This is a genomic window from Pseudomonas sp. M20, from assembly GCF_045037865.1.
Lineage (GTDB): Bacteria > Pseudomonadota > Gammaproteobacteria > Pseudomonadales > Pseudomonadaceae > Aquipseudomonas.
Window position 1 is genome coordinate 2,166,766 of the sequence record NZ_CP173611.1, and the last position, 14,747, is coordinate 2,181,512.

At 56.6% G+C, this 14,747-nt stretch carries 12 protein-coding genes; 8 read left to right on the forward strand and 4 right to left on the reverse strand.

What is annotated here, in order from left to right:
• Nucleotides 1-58 precede the first annotated feature (58 nt).
• The 7 genes from ACI514_RS09755 (at nt 59) to ACI514_RS09785 (ending at nt 8,275) form a co-directional block, all read left to right on the forward strand.
• Complete coding sequence (locus ACI514_RS09755; protein ID WP_405123658.1) at nt 59-1,471, forward strand: MmgE/PrpD family protein; 1,413 nt, start codon at nt 59-61, stop codon at nt 1,469-1,471.
• A gap of 55 nt (nt 1,472-1,526) precedes the next feature.
• Entirely contained in the window at nt 1,527-1,817 is a 291-nt protein-coding gene (locus ACI514_RS09760; protein WP_048392967.1) for a putative quinol monooxygenase, read from the forward strand.
• A 255-nt stretch (nt 1,818-2,072) separates the two neighbouring features.
• On the forward strand, nt 2,073-2,900 hold the full coding sequence (locus ACI514_RS09765; RefSeq protein ID WP_095973892.1) for an IclR family transcriptional regulator: 828 nt from the start codon (nt 2,073-2,075) through the stop codon (nt 2,898-2,900).
• A gap of 301 nt (nt 2,901-3,201) precedes the next feature.
• On the forward strand, nt 3,202-4,779 hold the full coding sequence (locus ACI514_RS09770; protein WP_405123659.1) for an aldehyde dehydrogenase: 1,578 nt from the start codon (nt 3,202-3,204) through the stop codon (nt 4,777-4,779).
• 85 nt (nt 4,780-4,864) lie between these two features.
• Entirely contained in the window at nt 4,865-5,608 is a 744-nt protein-coding gene (locus tag ACI514_RS09775) for an SDR family NAD(P)-dependent oxidoreductase (protein ID WP_405123660.1), read from the forward strand.
• 142 nt (nt 5,609-5,750) lie between these two features.
• On the forward strand, nt 5,751-7,124 hold the full coding sequence (locus ACI514_RS09780; RefSeq protein ID WP_405123661.1) for an MFS transporter: 1,374 nt from the start codon (nt 5,751-5,753) through the stop codon (nt 7,122-7,124).
• A 128-nt stretch (nt 7,125-7,252) separates the two neighbouring features.
• Nucleotides 7,253-8,275 carry an SMP-30/gluconolactonase/LRE family protein gene (locus ACI514_RS09785; RefSeq protein WP_405123662.1) on the forward strand — a complete coding sequence of 341 codons (1,023 nt, stop codon included), beginning with the start codon at nt 7,253-7,255 and terminating at the stop codon, nt 8,273-8,275.
• A 96-nt stretch (nt 8,276-8,371) separates the two neighbouring features.
• On the opposite strand, the gene ACI514_RS09790 is transcribed toward ACI514_RS09785, so the two are convergent.
• The 4 genes from ACI514_RS09790 to ACI514_RS09805 form a co-directional block, all read right to left on the reverse strand.
• On the reverse strand, nt 8,372-9,853 hold the full coding sequence (locus ACI514_RS09790; RefSeq protein WP_405123663.1) for an aldehyde dehydrogenase: 1,482 nt from the start codon (nt 9,851-9,853) through the stop codon (nt 8,372-8,374).
• 9 nt (nt 9,854-9,862) lie between these two features.
• Entirely contained in the window at nt 9,863-11,167 is a 1,305-nt protein-coding gene (locus tag ACI514_RS09795) for an MFS transporter (protein ID WP_405123664.1), read from the reverse strand.
• A 174-nt stretch (nt 11,168-11,341) separates the two neighbouring features.
• A complete protein-coding gene (locus ACI514_RS09800; RefSeq protein WP_405123665.1) occupies nt 11,342-12,106 on the reverse strand; it encodes an SDR family NAD(P)-dependent oxidoreductase in 765 nt (254 codons plus the stop codon).
• 92 nt (nt 12,107-12,198) lie between these two features.
• Nucleotides 12,199-13,578, reverse strand: a complete 1,380-nt coding sequence (locus tag ACI514_RS09805; RefSeq protein ID WP_405123666.1) for an MmgE/PrpD family protein — start codon at nt 13,576-13,578, stop codon at nt 12,199-12,201.
• A 167-nt stretch (nt 13,579-13,745) separates the two neighbouring features.
• On the opposite strand from ACI514_RS09805, the gene ACI514_RS09810 reads away from it, so the two are divergent.
• Nucleotides 13,746-14,684 carry a LysR family transcriptional regulator gene (locus ACI514_RS09810; protein WP_405123667.1) on the forward strand — a complete coding sequence of 313 codons (939 nt, stop codon included), beginning with the start codon at nt 13,746-13,748 and terminating at the stop codon, nt 14,682-14,684.
• Nucleotides 14,685-14,747: the final 63 nt, after the last annotated feature.

A 14,747-nucleotide genomic window follows, 5' to 3' on the forward strand; every position in this document is an offset into this window, starting at 1 on the left:
CGGTGCGTGATCAGCGCCCGGCGCCGTAGTTTTAGTTGCAGTGACGGGAGACTGTTCCATGTCAGAACAGATATTCAATTCGAAACACGTGGCCATCAACGCCGACATCGTCCATCACTTTTCTGGGCTGGCGGCCGGGCTGCGTTATGAAGACTTGCCGGAGGCGGCACGCGAAGCCGCGAAGAAAAGTATTCTCGACACCTTTGGGGTGATGCTTGCCGCCAGTGGGATGGAGCCTGCGGTACTGGGTGTTATCGAGGTGGTCAAGGAGTCCGCAGGTACCCCGCAAGCTACGATCCTGGGCTTTGGGGGGCGTGTTCCGGCAACGATGGCGGCTTTGGCCAATGGAGCGCTGGCGCATTGCCTGGACTACGACGATCAAACCCCTTGGGGGCAGCACGCGGCGAGTTCGATCATTCCAGCGGTGTTCGCATTGGCCGAGCGCAAGGGCGGCGTGACCGGCAAGGACATGATTGCCGCCGTGGCAGCAGGGCAGGATATCTTCGCGCGACTGCGTTGCAATGTCGGTTGGAAGAAAGACTGGAACCTGTCCACTGTTATGGGGGTGTTTGCTGCCACCGCGGCTGCCGGGCGCGTCATGGGCTTCAATGCGAAGCAGACCGCCAACGCCCTGGGCATCGCCAGTATGCAGTGTTCGGGCATCATGGAGATGGTGTGTGGTACGGGTAGCGACCTGCGCGGCTTATATGCCGGCTTTTCGGCCAAAGGCGCAGTGCTGGCAGCGCTCATGGCGGAAAAAGGCGTGCCTGGTATCGATTGTCTTTTTGAAGGCGGGTACGGGTTTTTCAACACCTATTTCGACGGCCGTTACGATCGAGACAAAATCCTTGAGGATATCGGTGTCGACTACAAGGGTAGCGTCACCTTGTACAAGCGCTGGCCCTCGGTGGGTACCGCGCACAGTCATATGAAAGCAATTATCGACATTGTTTCGGACAACGATCTTGCGCCCGACGATATCGCCGAAATCCGGTTGTTCGTGGGCGACTATCACGCGCTCATGTGCGAGCCGCTGGACGTACGCAAGGCGCCGGCGACGTTGGCGGATGCGAAGTTCAGCCTACCTTTTCTCGTCGCGGTTGCAGCTGTGCGTCGTGGCATGAGTGTGCTGGATTTCACCGAGTCGGGCCTGCGTGATACGAAGGTCCTGGCCACCGCCAACAAAATTTCCTTGGTCGCCGATGCGTCACTGGACTGGAAGCTGGAACTGCCACTAGGGCGTGTCGAGGTGGTAGCAGCGGATGGTCGTCGCTGGGAAAGGTCCGGTACCCATATTCCCGGTAATGCGGACAACCCAATGACCTGGGCCGATCTCTGTTCGAAATTCGCCGAATGCGCAGCGGTGGCGGTGAGTCCGTTGAGCTCTCACAGGATTGCAGAAGTCCAGCGGCTGGTGCAGTTACTGGAAGACGTCGAGGATGTTGCCGAGTTGATGCGCACGTTGCAATGACGGGTTGATACCTGCGCAGCCTATTTTGAAGAACCACAAAAATGAGGTCCATACGATGGAAAGAGTGCACTGCGTAGCTGTAACGCTGGCCAAGCCTGAACATCTGGATGCGGTAAAGGCGGCGCTTGAAGCGTTGATCGAGCCTGTTCATCAGGAAAAGGGCATGATCCAGTATGAAATGTACTGTGATCGCACTGAGCCGAGACGCTTCGTGTTCATCGAGGAATGGGAAACCTACGAGGATTTCGAGGCTCATGTGCACGCACCGCATGTGAAAGAGTTTCTGCGAAAAACAGAAGGCTTGATCGAAGAAAACTTCTTTCATCCTTTGTCCTTCCACAAATAGGCAACAGGTCAAACGAGCCGTTAAGGGCAAGCCCGATGACGTTGAATCGTCACTTCGGGCTTTTCTTGTAGAACCCAAATTTTATTCATATTGTGGGATTAATGTTTTTGTTTATTGTCTGTTTCTTGCTCGATCCTACAATTTGAGACTATGATCAAAAGCCAGCGCACTCCGAATTGCGCGCAACGCAATCATGGTTTTTCACGGGGGCCTGAGGTATTCCGAGGGACCCTTTAACGTAGGATAGAGTGGGTAATGGACATAGAAGCGCTTCATGGGGAAAACCCGGCCATTGAAGACGAGAGAGAAGAGCATGCTCGCGACGGCGCGAGCAGTCTTACAAAGATGCTCAGCATCCTCGATCTGTTCAGCTCCAATCAGGCTGTGTTATCGACCACTGCCATCATCGAAGCACTCGAAACCTCTCGGTCTACAGGGTATCGCTACATCAAGGCGCTGCACTCTGCAGGTTTGCTAAGTACCGTTGGAAATGGCAACTACGTATTGGGTTCGCGCATTATCGAGCTGGATTTACAAATCCGTAATACCGATCCGCTGCTGCAGGCCAGTAAGGGGGTGCTGGAGGAACTGGTCGATACGATCGGTCACTCGGCGCTCTTGTGTACGGCGTTCAGGGACTCGGTGCTATGTATTCGGGAGCATCGTGCACCTCTGAGCCCCGAAAATCGATTTCGACGTGGACAGCGCAGGCCGCTGTTTCAAGGTGCCGTGTCCAAGGTCATCCTGGCTTATTTCCCTCATCATCGGCTAAAAAGCCTTTATAGCCGTGCGCAACCCGATATACAGCGAGCGGGCCTAGGCGACACATGGGAGGAGTTCCGGAGCACGCTCAGCAAAATCAAAAAAGATGGCTATCTCATCACCAAGGGCGAATTCAATCCCGGCGTCTATGGTGTAGCGGCGCCTATTATCAATGAGAGCAACATCGTCTTAGGCAGTATTGGCGTTGCTTGGGATGAAAAGGAGCGGCGCGATGTCGACGTCAAGCGTGCGGTGGTATCTGTCAAGCGCGCGGCGCGAGAGATTTCCAATCGCCTTGCCCAGGCAGAAGTAAATATCTAGCGGTTCCCACCCGGAGTGAATTGTCTCTCCAGCCGGCCAAGGTCATCCTTCCTGCGTGAATCCAGGGGCCTGATTCTGGCCGCCTGGATGGGCCGTTATCACTCAAAGAGTTTTGCTCGTAATCCGCCGTCTGTCGGTTTAGATCCCTCCTACTGATCGCCTTTCCCGCCCTCCGGCCCACCGAATCTTCGGGGCGTCATCGCGTCCTTGCACCTGTCTTCAACGTGGTTAGACAGGATCGTTCCTGTCTGATCCTACGATATTGAACTCAAGGGCAATAAAGACGGACACAGATTTTCTGTTGATTTATCCCACTATGCGAGATAGTTTAATTTTGCTGTGCGGCATTTCGGCGCACCTCTGCAAGGGCGCAAACCAGCAGAAAGGAGAATGGCAGTTGAAGACCTACGCACATTGGATTGATGGAGCTTACCAAGAGCCGGCGGGGCGCGAATGGATGGACACCCAGGACCCTTATCTGGGCGAGGTATGGGCAAGAATTCCCCTGGGAGTGGCAGTTGATGCCGACGCGGCGGTGTCTGCGGCCAAACGCGCGATGACGTCCGGGCCCTGGGCAAGCATGAGCGCAACCGAGCGTGGAAAAATCATGCGGCGTATCGGTGACCTGACCTTGGAGAATGCTGATCGTCTGGCCGAACTTGAGGTGCGCGACAACGGCAAGTTGCTGGCGGAAATGCGCGGCGCTATCAGCAACGTGGCGGAGATTTGGTATTACTACGCGGGCCTTGCCGACAAGATCCAAGGCTCCGTGATGCCGATAGAGAAAGAAGGCATCGTCGCGATGACTACCCGGGAACCGGTTGGGGTGGTGCTTGCGTTGACTGCTTGGAATGCGCCTTTGAATTTTTTGGCGCTCAAGTGTGCCCCCGCATTAGCCGCAGGTTGCGCAGTGGTGGTTAAACCCTCGGAGTTTTCTTCGGTCAGTTCGCTGGAGTTCGCAGCGCTGACCAAGGAAGCCGGTCTGCCGGACGGCGTCCTGAATGTGGTCACAGGCTTGGGCCTTGGCATTGGCGCTCCGCTCGTTGAGCACCCCGACGTTGCGATGGTCACCTTTACCGGATCTGACGCAACGGGCGCCAAAGTATACGAAACCGCGGCTCGCCACATGAAACGAGTCGCGCTGGAGCTGGGCGGCAAATCACCCAATATCGTTTTCGCCGATGCGGACCTGGAGCTAGCTGTGGCCGGAGCTGTCTCCGGTATCTTCGGCGGCGGCGGCCAGATGTGCACGGCCGGCTCCCGGCTATTGGTTCAAAACTCTATCTTGGAGGCTTTTACCGAGCAGTTAATTGCCGGTGCGCGTTCGGTAAAATTGGGCAATCCGATGGACCCGGCCACCCAGATGGGACCCATGTCCACCGCTCCGCAATATCAGAAAGTGCTCAATTACATCGAGATAGCCAAGGCAGAAGGAGCGCGCTGCGTATTCGGCGGTCAGCCTGCCAGTGGGCCGGGCATTCGCGGCGGTCAGTTCGTCGAACCGACGATTTTTACCCACGTATCCAATTCGATGCGCATTGCTCAGGAAGAGGTATTCGGCCCGGTGCTGTCCGTCATCGGCTTTGAGGACGAGGCTGAAGCTGTCTCCATCGCCAATGACATTGCTTATGGGCTGACAGCTGGGGTGTGGACCCGTGACATTGGTCGCGTGTTTCGCATGGCCAAGGCGCTCGAGGTCGGAACGGTCTGGGGCAACACATACCGCACCTACAGCTACACGATGCCCTTCGGCGGCATGAAAAAGTCCGGCATAGGACGGGAGATGGGCATCGAGGCGGTGGATGAGTTCCTCGAAACCAAAAGCCTGATGATTTCCATCGCAGATGCACGCCCGCAAAACAACTTCATTCCGCGTTGAGTCGGCTGATAGCAGCATGAGCGAGTGACGACATCAGCGCTCATGACTGTTTGTCCTTACAGAACAAAAAAGGGAAAACAAGAAAATGACCGATAAGGCTTCTCATCAATCCAGCCACGCCCGTCTGGACGGACGGCGAATCGTAATCACTGGCGCTGCATCGGGTATCGGGCGAGCGACAGCAGAGCGCTTTCTAGCGGAAGGGGCCAGCGTCGCGTTGCTTGACAGGAATGGCGAGGCATTGAACGCGGCGTTCAACGGCAGGGGCCATTGCTTCGCTGTCGATATCAGCGACGAGAAGGCTGTAGCGCAAGTCACTGAGCAAGCGGCGCGGGACATGGGCGGTATCGACGGCGTCGTCAACGCCGCCGGGATCATGGGCAAGGGCTCCATCCTTGAGGTACCTGCCGATGAGTTTCGTCAACAGATCGAGATCAACCTGGTGGGCACCTACATCGTTTCGCGCAACTGCCTGCGATGGATGACGGATGAGCCCTTTGCAACGATCGTGAACATTGCCTCAGCGGCGGGCCTGCTGCCCAATGCGCCGGGCCTTACCGCCTATGCGGCATCCAAAGGTGGAGTGATCAACCTGACACGATGCATGGCAGCGGAGTTGGCGCCACGGGTGCGGGTCAACAGTGTCTGCCCAGGCATGGTGGACACGCCGATGGCGGACGGCTACCGGGCCAACGTTAGCAATTACGCACTCAAGCGTTTGGCTGATCCGTCGGAGATCGCGGCGGCCATCCTCTTCTTGACCTCTATGGAGTCTTCCTACGTCACCGGTACGGCGCTGGCCGTTGACGGTGGTCGTTCTTTTCATTGAGAGGCAGCGACATCAGGGCACGTGGGTGCCGGCTGGCAACGTGCCCGTCAGTTGGATCGATCATCAGTGAGTGAAGTATCCCTGGATGCCGTCTTTCGCGATGGAAGGCGGCCGTCTTACGGTCATCACAAGGACAATAAAAATGGCAGGTACAGACTCCTTTGGCCAGACGGCCGACTCATCTCCGCGTTACGCAAAACCTATTGGAGAACAACATCCGATTCGCACGTCGAACGCAACCTTGTCGTCTGAAAAGGCTCGTCGAAAATCGCTGATTCGAGGCGTGCTGGGGGTTTCGTTCGAGTATTACGATTTCGTCGTCTACGCGACGTTCGCTCCCTATTTTTCCAGGTTGTTTTTTCCTCAGGACAGCGCGCTTGCCGCATCGCTCAATGTGCTCGGAATTTTCGCCATCGGCTTTCTTGCTCGGCCGGTTGGAGCGATGCTGGCCGGCAGACTGGCGGACCGCTTCGGACGCAAGCCGATCATGCTGTGCGCCTTGATGCTTGCCACTCTGGGCAGCTTGGTCATTGCCTGCGCCCCGACCTACAGTTCCATCGGGGCCGCCGCGGCGTTTGTGCTTGTGGCGGCTCGGCTGATGCAGGGGCTTGCCCATGGGATGGAGAGTATCTCGGCGTTCGTCTATGTGGGCGAAATGGCCGATCCTAAATGGCGAACGCTGCAGAGTTGTGCTTATCCCATCGGATTGATTCTTGGCATTATCCAGGGAACGCTGTTCGGCGCGATCCTCAGCTCGGTCCTCAGTGCAGAAGACATGCAAGGGTGGGGCTGGCGAATTCCCTTCGCGATTGGCGTTCTGTATGGGCTGTTAACGGTATTCCTGCGCCACGGAATGGACGAATCTTCCACCTACGAAGATGCCAAGCACCAGGCGAACCTCGAGGATAACGGCTACTGGCGAAACGTCTGGCGATACAGAAAGACAGTGCTGATCCTGTTTCTGATCTGGCCGGCCAATTATGTTGCTTCGTACACCATGCTCGTAACCTTTGGTGATTACGCCATCACCATGCTGGGGGCCAAGCCAAAGGATGCCTATTGGGCGGTCCTCGTCGCGCAGGTCATGTACCTGTTCATGTTGCCCGTCTGGGCTTATATCTCTGACCGTCGCGGGCGGCGCTTCAACTACACAGTTGGATTCGGGGCCATTTTCCTGCTCGTTTACCCGCTGCAACATTTTTTACTGGGTCCAAGCTTTCTGCAGATTCTGCTACCCATGGCGATCGGCTTGTTCTTTTTCGCGGCGGTGGCCTCCACTGAGGTCGCCTTCATGAGCGAGCTGGTCCCCAACCGGGTCCGGGCCCAGGTGATCAGCATTCCCTCGTCTGTTTCGGCCGTCATATTCGGCGGAACCGCGCCCTACATGAAGTCGTGGTTGACCGCATATATCTCGCCCAATGCCTTTATTTTTTACTTTATGGCGCTGGCGCTTATCGCGGTGTTGGCTGTTCGGTTCCTGGTTAAAGAAACCCGCGGGCGGGATTTGGCAAGCTGAACGAACGGGAAGTACTTGGGGCGGTGGTGTATGTCAAAACGCCTACGTCCCTGTGTTTTATTTACTCATATCCAAAGTACGCAGGCCCAGGCACTCCACTCCAAAAATAAGTACAGAGGTGTTGTTCCATGCAGAAATCGACCTTAGTAGCCCTTGCCATAGCGCTGACGTCCAGATTGTCACTGGCAGATAATTCGGACACCTTACCCACGTTGAACTACCCGACCCAGGGCCAACAGCTCTACGCCACAGCCGTAGCAGAAAAAGATCTCCTTACAGTCACCGCGCAGCCTTGGTTCAAGGTGACGGACGAAGCATGGCAACTGGAAGGACCCGCCTTTGACCGTCAAGGCAATCTGTTATTTGTGGAAGTATTAGGCGGACAGGTACTGAAGGTCGACACTCAAGGCCAGCTTCAGGTGGTGGTGGCGAAAAACGCGCGTGGTTCTGCAGGCCTCGCCATACACAAGGACGGACGCTTGTTTGTCGCCGGGCTGGGGAATTACGTCGATACAGGCAATCTTACTGTCTACGATGCCAACGGTAAAAAACCTGAGGTGATTATCGACGCGAATAAGGGTTTCCTGGTCGATGATCTGGTATTCGATGCTCACGGCGGCTTCTACTTTACCGACCTTAAGGGCACCTCCACGGAGCCCACTGGCGGCGTATATTACGTGCCAGCCGATCACAAGAGCATTGTGCCAATCCTGCCTAATATGGCGAACGCCAACGGCATAGCTCTCTCTCCGGATGGGAAGAGATTGTGGGTCACAGAGTTTGGTACGGGTTTGCTGCACCGCGTCGAGCTAAAGGACGCACAGTCAATTGCGCCGTTCGGTGCGGTGGTGGTTTACCGCTTCCATGGGCCGTCGCCTGACTCGATGCGGGTGGATGCAGACGGCAACGTCTATGTCGCGCAATACAGTCAGGGGCGCGTACTGGTGCTTAATCCCAACGGTCTACCAATCGGACAAATTCTGCTACCGGGTAGGGAAGCGGGGCATTTCCTGTTCTCTACCAGCATGGCTCTCAAGCCAGGCACCCGGGAAGTGTATCTTGTGGCGAACGATGGTGATCGGGGACAAGGATCGATGATTTTCCGGGCGCGAGGGTTTGCGCAGGCACTTCCACTGTTTTCCCATCAGTAACGGGGGAGGGCATGGGCTGGAAGCGGCTTTGTTGAGTGCCCGCTTCCAGTTTGACTAGCGTCCCAATGAGTGGGTAAACAGCAACTTGGCCATGCCTCAGCGTGGGATGAAATTGTTACCCGGACGCGCGTCTGCAATCGAGATCATGAGGCTTTTCGTCTCCAGGAACTCGTCGACGGCTTCGATCCCCATTTCGCGACCGATGCCTGAACGCTTCATTCCTCCAAACGGCATCATGTAGCTGTAAGTGCGGTACGTGTTACCCCAGACGGTTCCAACCTCCAGTGCTTTGGACATCCTGAACAATCGTCCAGTGTCGCGCGTCCAAACGCCTGCAGCCAATCCGTAAGGGATGTCGTTCGCGATCGAAACAGCTTCGGCTTCGTCTTTGAAGGCAATGACGGACAAGACTGGACCGAATACTTCTTCCTGGGCGATACGCATACCGTTTGAAACACCGACAAATATTGTGGGCTCGACAAATTGGCCGCCCGTTAGGCCGGGTCCGGTTGCGGGCTTGCCACCCAGAATGCAATGCGCCCCTTCGCCCTGGGCGATCTCGATGTATTCCAGTACTTTTCGGTATTGTGGTGCGGTGGACATTGGACCCATTTGGGTGGCTGGATCCATGGGGTTACCGAGCCTCACGGACCGAGCGCTTTCGAGCAACCGCTCCGTGAAGGTTTCAAGAATCGAACTCTGCACCAATAGGCGTGAGCCTGCCGTGCACATTTGACCTCCGCCACCGAAGATACCGGAAACCGCCCCGGCAACGGCCAGCTCCAGGTCAGCGTCTTCGAAGACAATATTAGGCGATTTACCGCCCAGCTCCATGGCGACTCGTTTCATATGGCGAGCAGCAGTTTCGTATACCTTTGTCCCGGTCAGATCAGAGCCGGTGAAGGTGACCATCGCAACGTCCGGGTGTTCGACGAGGGGCGCGCCGATATCCGAACCAAGTCCGGTTACCACATTGAGGACGCCATCCGGCAATCCGGCTTGCCTGGTCAGTTGGGCAAATTCGAGGGAGCTGATCGAGGAGTATTCGGAAGGTTTTACGACTGCAGCGCAACCGGCTGCCAACGCGGGGGCACATTTGAGTGCCATGAAGTTCAAGGGGGCGTTCCAAGCGGTCAACGCAAGTACCACCCCAACCGGTTCCCGGGTGGTCATTGCGACTATTCCCGTCTTCTCGATCGGCATCACGGAGCCCTGGATTTTGTCGGCGAGCCCCGCGTAGTAGTACCAGATATCCGCAACGCTTTTTATCGCCCCGCGCATCTCGGCGAACAGTTTGCCGTTGTCACGCACTTCGAGCTCCGCGAGCAGATCAATGTGTTCTAGCGTAAGGTCGCCAATCCGCCGCATGATCTTGCCACGCTCGGTTGCGCTCATGCGTGCCCATGGGCCCACTGTCATGGCGCGTTTGGCACATGCGACCGCAGCATCCGCGTCGGCAGCAGAACCCAGGGGGATTTTTGCCCACGGCTCGCCGCGATAAGGATCGACACTGTCCATCCATTGCATGCTGGTCGGATTTCGATAACTGCCATCAATCCAATGCGCGTAAGTTTTCACGGAAATCTCCTAACTGAGTGATGTTTCAGGCTGTACGGCCGGGACATGATTCGTGCGCGTTCGGTTGATAAACAGCACGATTGCCACGGCGCACAAATTGATGCCCGCCAGGATCAGCAGGCCCACGGTGAAATCACCGGTGCGGTCGCGGAAGAAACCCATGATGGCGGGCCCCGTGAAGCCTCCCAAGTTGGCTATCGCATTAATGGCGGCGATCGCACCGGCAGCGAATTTCGTGGGGATCTGACTGAAGCACAACGACCAGAATGGCGAGATCGAAGCCCAACAGCCTATCGCTGCGCAGGAAAAAGCCGCCATCCGGGCAAGGGGATCGTTCAGCAAGGCCGCCGCTGTTAAACCCAGTGTTGCGAGTACGATTGGGGCGGCGGTATGAAAACGACGTTCCAGCCTGGCATCGGATCGTTTTCCCCACCAGATCATGGCCATTGCGGCCAGAGCATAAGGCACTGCAGAAATTAATCCGGTCTGCAGATCGCCAAGGCCAAATTCCTTGATGATCCTGGGAAGGAAAAAGCTTACGCCATAGGCGCCTACGACGATCGCGAAGTTGGCCAGCCCCAGCAGCAGAACCCGTGCGCTGGTCAATGCGCGAAACAGGCTGTCATGCGGCAAAGGAGGGCAGGCGTCGGCATCCTCGGCCAGACGTGCAGCCAACGCTTGTTTCTCTTGTGGGGATAGCCAGGTTGCATCGTGGGGGCGATCGGTCAAATACCGAAGAACGACGAATGAAAGAACAATCGCTGGCAGCGCCTCGAGAAAGAACATCCAGCGCCAGCCAGGAATGCCGAGGGTTCCGTCGAGCTCCAGAAGCACACCGGAGACCGGCCCCCCGAGTGACAGCGATATTGGAGCAGCGCACAGAAACGTTCCCATAACCCGGGCGCGATAACGGGAGGGGAACCAGAGCGTCACGAAGTAGGTGATTCCTGGAAAAAAACCTGCTTCTGCTGCGCCTAATAATAGGCGCAGAGCATAGAACTCCGTATCCGTGGTAACGAAGGCCATGGCCCCGGACATCAGGCCCCAGGTAAATAATATTCTCGCGATCCAACGTCGTGCACCATAGCGGGCAAGCATCAGATTGGAGGGGATCTCGAATAAAAAATAAGTCAGAAAAAACAGCCCGGCACCCAGCCCAAACGCGGCAGCGGTGAGGCCGATGTCCTTGCTCATGTGAAGTGCGGCGAATCCTACGTTTGCGCGATCCAGATAAGCGACGAAATAGCAGACAATCATCAACGGCATCAGTCGCCGAAATGCCTTTTTTGCCGCGGTGTCATCGGCGGTTGTCATGGTGTTCTCCCTTATTATTATTCAGCGTTGTTCTGCGCAGCGCCTGGTATTGCTAGGCCTGTTAAAGCTTTTTGGGGCCGCGATTCACATGCGTGTTGTTCGCCGGGCTGACGGCACTCTCCCTGCGTTTCGGTTAAATAAACGCCATCGGGAGGTGCCGGTTCTAGCCCCGCGTTACACCGGCGGGATGCAGGCGGTCTGGCCTCCGTCGACGCTGATCACCGCTCCAGTCATGAAGCTTGCGTCATCGGTCAGCAGGAACGCGGCGACTGCTGCGATCTCTTCTGGTTCGCCTTCGCGACCGATCGCGTGCGCTGCTCGAATGCGCTTGGTCTTCTCGGGGTCTTCGAACATATAGGCGGTAAACGGAGTGCGGATCATCCCGGGTGCAATGGCATTCACGCGGATTCCGAAGGCTCCGAGTTCCGCGCCCATGGTGCGGGTGATGCCGGAAACGCCAAACTTCGACGCGACATAGGGCAAGCGATTCGGAACGCCCAGGATGCCGGCACCCGAAGAAATGTTGACGATCGCCCGCGAGCTTCCGTCGTCTCGGACGGCGCGTGCGAAGGCTTGGCACATCAAGAACGTGCCATCCAGATTCACCGCCATCACTCTCTTCCAGTTTTCCAGATCGCAGTCAAGAACGTTGCCGACACCTTTGATGCCGGCACAGTTGATCAGCCCATGCAGGTTGCCCAACTTGTTTTGAGCTTCAGCGACAAATGTTTTCGCCTGCTCGGGATCAGATACATCGAGTGCTGCTGCGTAAACCCGCTCGGGTTCATCGAACCGAGCCGCTATATCGTTGATTCGAGCCTGATCGATGTCCGCGATTGCGACGCTTGCACCTTCGTCGTACAAGCGTTGCACGCAAGCCGCGCCAATCCCGCTGGCTGCGCCCGTTATCAGAACTGCTCTGCCTTCGAACCGTTTCATGAATGCACCTCTTATTGTTGGATGAGTGACTAGATTTCAACGTTGGGAAAAACAGCCGAACGTCCGGCTGCCGAGGAGGAAGCCTTTTGTGGTTAGCTCAACGCGTGCAGCAATTTTGCGCAGTCGTCCAAAGACTCCAGATTTCGCGCCATCTGCACGGCAGCATCGATGGCATCCGGTGCCAAAGGATGTGCAGCGACCGACGCGCAATCCCGAAATTTTGAAGTCAGCCGATCCCAGGACAATGGGGTTTCCGGGCTGCCCGGGACGTTGTCGCCCTTGCGCTGAAGCCGCCGGCCATCACGCATGAGGATTTCCAGGCGGCCATCGGGAATCGTTACTTTCCAGTCCAGATCGCTGTCTTCAATCGGAACGACTTTTTGTGCCAGCGCAAGCACCTCAGGATCGACCAGTGCGGTGGAACTGAAATCGCTGATGCGAATTTCTCCGCGTGCCAGGGCCAAGGCAACGCAGTAAGGAAGACTGAATTTGGCATCCACGAGGGTTTTCGGGGCGCGACGCACGTCGAGGGGAGTGCACATGCGCATATGGAAGTCGCCAACGTAGGCGTAGATCTGCTCGATCTCGCTGGCCTTGAGAGAATGTTCACGCATCATTTCAATCGCTGCGTGAATATAGGTATGCACGTTGCCGACCGCAGGCCAGGCTTTGTAGATCATCGATGCGCCAAGATAAGTCTTGCCCAGACCTTCAACCATTTTGGCGCGATCGTATTCACCGCCAAAGTAGACGTTGAAAATACCGGCCTTGCCTTCGAACAGATCGTTGATTCCGGTAATCCCTCGCTGCGCCATCAACGCTGCAAGCACGGCGCCTTGGGCGGTGAAACCGGCGTACATTCCTCTCAGGTCGCTGCCGATGCCGAAGATGACTTCCATTGTCCCGGCTGACTGCATGCTCGCAATGCCGAGGGCATGAGCAAGCTGTTGTGCGTTCAGCCCCAAGATGTGACCTGCAGCCGCGGCGGCGCAATACACCCCGAGGACTGAGGAGAGATTCCAATCCTGCTTCCAACGCACATTGCATCGCAGGCGGACGAAAAGGTCCTCGCCCAAGGCTACAGCAGTGATTAGATCCTTGCCGCTGACACCGCCCTTATGCTGTGCAATGGCGAGCACGGCAGGCACCACTGAACTGTCAGGGTGCGCCCCCCACGGGGTTTGATTGTCATAATCCAAGCAGTGGGCCATTACCCCGTTGGCGAAGGCGGCCATGGGGGCAGGAACTTTGCTGTTGAATCCCAGGACGGAGCAGTCTGGACGTCCGCCGCCGTTCAGCACGATATCGGCTACGCCTTGGACTGCAGGCTCCATTCCGCTTCCGGCAAGGATGACGCCCAAGGTGTCCAGAATGGATTTTTTGGCCGCCTCAATGGCTTCAGCAGGTAGATTTTCATAGCGGGTATTAGCGACATGACGCGCAATTTCATGGCTTAAATCGATCGTTGACATAGTGGCGCTTTCACTCGGGGAAATTGTTATTGGGACCTTCCTTGAGCACCTGTCCAGCCCATCCGTGGCTTGGTGAGCGCCTTCAATCTGCCGGTGAGACTTGCAATCAACAAGCGATGAATTACGGACTATCATTAAGCAAAACTGGATAATCAAAGGGCCTCCCAATGCCGCATCCGCGTTTCACCCCGCGTCAGCTGGCTGCGTTCGTTGCAGTGGCGCAGGCAAGAAGTTTTCGCAAGGCTGGAGAGCAGCTGAGTCTTTCAAGTTCTGCTGTCAGCCAGTTGGTAGGTGATCTGGAGTTGGCTGTAGAGCTTCGTTTATTTGATCGAACGACGCGCAGCGTCGTCCTCTCCCCGGCGGGTAGGGAGTTTCTCCCTTCGGCCATGAGCGTTCTCAAGCACATGCAATTGGCACAGAACTCCGCCGACGACATCTGCAACAGAGCGTCGGGTGTCGTTCGGATTGCGGCTCCCCTGATCATGGCCAGTTCGGTGCTTCCAGCGCTGATCAAGGAGTACACCCGAACGCGGCCCAAGCTTGTAATCCGTATACGCGACGCACCCGTGGATGGTCTGGTAGATAGGGTGAGCAATGCAGACGCCGATTTTGCTATCGGCGCAGATCAGCCGGTGGGGGATGACATTGTGCGCAAGGATCTTTTCAAGAGTCCCTGGGTGCTGTGGTGCTCGGCAAGCCATCCGCTCGCCGGATATCAAAGCATTCCGTGGAGCCAGTTAAGGCACCAACCACTTGTTGTCGCGGGTCGCGACTATGAGCGCACCGTCGCGCTCACTCACGGGGGAGAGTTCGAGCAGGGACGAATCATGCCCGTGGACATTGTCGAGAACGTCAGTACGGCGTTGGGGATTGCAGCACAGGGCATGGCAGCCACGCTGGGCCCGGCATATGTGGGATTACTGGCCCGACTGCTCGGTTTGACGATGCGGCCAATTGTTCAGCCAGAAGTCACCAGACAGGTATGTATTTACCATTCAAGCACACGTGCGATGTCTCCGGCAGCACAAGGTTTCTGTGAGTTTTTGGAGGAGCAGCTCAAAGGCAACGACGAGCTGGGGGTAGGAGGCGTTTGGCGATTGAGGTGACGCGTTTACGAGGCGAACATGAGCCTTCGCGCATCACGAATTGGCAAGGTTGATATGTGGTCA